The sequence below is a fragment of the Sphaerisporangium sp. NPDC005288 genome (assembly GCF_040607475.1).
Classification (GTDB): Bacteria; Actinomycetota; Actinomycetes; order Streptosporangiales; family Streptosporangiaceae; genus Sphaerisporangium; species Sphaerisporangium rhizosphaerae.
Window position 1 is genome coordinate 1 of record NZ_JBEXGT010000113.1, and the last position, 1,691, is coordinate 1,691.

Below are 1,691 nucleotides of genomic sequence, written 5' to 3' on the forward strand. Positions count from 1 at the left end.
TGACGGCACCATCGCATGACGGCACCATCGCATGACGGCACCATCGCATGACGGCGCCATCGCATGACCCGGGCCGGAGCGGTGTCCGCTCCGGCCCGGAGCGCTTCTCCGGGGCCCGTCCCGCGCCGGACGGGCTGGTCGCAGCGGGCGGCGTCGCGGGCAGGCCGCGCGCAAACGGCCCTCAAGCGCCTCGCAACCGGTGTCCCTTATCACTGGAGCGTCAGAGAACGCCCGCCTCGACCCGGGAGCGAGACGCCATGAGCACCATCCTGCGCGATCATGCCGGACGGAAGATCGCTTCGACCGCCGCACTGCTGTCGCTGCTCGTCCTGGGCGTGGCCCCGGCGGCCGGCGCCGCGTCCGCGGGCGGCCTGGCCCGGAGCATCACCGGCACGCTGACGATCGAGACCAACGACTACGAGCCCGGGTTCTGGGCCGACGACGAGCACTGCCGCACGACGATCCGGCTTTCGCGGTTCGTCCCCGACACCGGCTCGGTGAGCTACCGCCCCTACGCCAAGTGCGGCGGCGAGATCCGCACCGAGGTGTTCGCCACCCACAAGATCGCCTTCAACGGCAACGTCCTCACCACCGGGCGCGTCGACTTCTACGAGGGCGCCACCTCCGACACCAAGGAGCTGTCCCACAGCGTGGCCTACCAGTTCTACCTCTGGGCCGGCCAGTCGACCCAGTACAGCATCAAAGTCTGGAACCTCAGAGAAGGAGAGAGAAGGGACTGGGCCCGGGTCACCTACAACGTCCGCAACAGCTGACGGCGGCCCCGGCGCCACCCTGCCGCGCCCTGCTGTGTCGCGCCTCCACAAGACGCGGAGGCCTCCACAAGACGCGGAGCCGTCCCCGTGCGACGGGACGGCTCCGCTCGGACGCGCGGGGGTCTATCCCCAGGGCTGGTCGACGCTCCAGCTCACGTCGGCGGCCCATGCCGTGGCGTTGTCGAAGGTGTTGGAGCCTCCGTTGCTGGCGATGTAGACGGTGTTGTTGTAATGCCGCAGGAAGCGGGTGGAGTAGTTGTAGGAGGCGAAGGACGTGCCCTGGCCGCTCTTTCCGGTCTGCGGGCAGAAGGTGGCGTCGGCGGCGAACTGCGAGCCGCCGTCGTTGTGCTGACGGTAGAGCTGGTAGTTGTAGTGCCGCAGGAAGTCGCCGGGGTAGTTCCTGGACTCGAACGACACGCAGGAGCCACTGGCCAGGCCCGCCCGCACGATCCAGGTGGCGTCGCTCTTGTCCAGAGACGAGCTGGAAGAGTTGATCACCGAGGTGACGACCTGGTCGTTCTGGTGGCGGATGTAGCGGTCGGTGTAGCCGGAGGTCGTCGCGCGCAGCGAGATCGACGAGCCGGGGGTGAGCGTTCCGCCCGGGATGCCGCCGCCGGAGGTCGAGTACCCGGCCGCGACGATGCTCGCCTGGACGGCGTTCTCGGTGGCGTCGGAGGGATAGCCGGAGGTCATCACGCCCTCGTAGAAGGTGCCGCGGGCGCCGACGCTGTTGTCGCCGCCGATGCCCAGGATGATGGCCCCTTCCTTCTTCATCGGGTTGTAGCCCGACACGTTCGGCCGCACCCCGTTGTAGAAGGTGCCAAGGCTTCCCGACTGGGCGTTGCCGCCGCGGATGGCCCAGTGGTTGGGCTCGCCCTTGACGATCGCGGTCAGGAACCGGTGGCTGATGCTGGGGTC

2 protein-coding genes are annotated in these 1,691 nt (G+C 68.8%); one reads left to right on the forward strand and one right to left on the reverse strand.

Going from position 1 to position 1,691, the window contains the following annotated elements:
• Positions 1–257 precede the first annotated feature (257 nt).
• Positions 258–773, forward strand: coding sequence for a hypothetical protein (locus tag ABZU32_RS40900; RefSeq protein WP_354932167.1), 516 nt, complete (start codon positions 258–260; stop codon positions 771–773).
• Positions 774–896: 123 nt separating this feature from the next.
• On the opposite strand, the gene ABZU32_RS40905 is transcribed toward ABZU32_RS40900, so the two are convergent.
• On the reverse strand, positions 897–1,691 hold a 795-nt coding region (locus ABZU32_RS40905), incomplete at its 5' end, for an AbfB domain-containing protein (RefSeq protein ID WP_354932170.1).